This is a genomic window from Paraburkholderia sp. RL17-373-BIF-A (assembly GCF_046030175.1).
Classification (GTDB): Bacteria; Pseudomonadota; Gammaproteobacteria; order Burkholderiales; family Burkholderiaceae; genus Paraburkholderia.
Window position 1 is genome coordinate 1 of the sequence record NZ_JARESO010000552.1, and the last position, 243, is coordinate 243.

The following is a 243-nucleotide window of genomic DNA, read 5'->3' on the forward strand; positions in this document are numbered from 1 at the left end:
TCCAGGGCGTCTGCCGTTTCGCGCCGTTTCAGCGCCGGCTTGAAGATCTTGCCGACGCCCGTCAGCGGCATCGCATCGACGATTCGTATCCCCTTTGGCAACGCGGCGCGTTCGTTGATCTCGTGACGCAGGAATTCGGCCAATTCCGCTTCGGTTGCGGTGGTGCCTGGCTTGAGCTGGACATAGGCAACCGGCAACTCGCCCGCGTGCATATCGGGACGGCCTACGGCTGCGGCGATCTGT

The 243-nt window shown here is 63.4% G+C and carries 1 protein-coding gene; it reads right to left on the minus strand.

Annotation, left to right across the window (positions count from 1 at the left end; translation table 11 throughout):
• On the minus strand, positions 1-243 hold a 243-nt coding region (locus P0D80_RS51725), incomplete at both ends, for an AMP-binding enzyme (protein ID WP_408296824.1).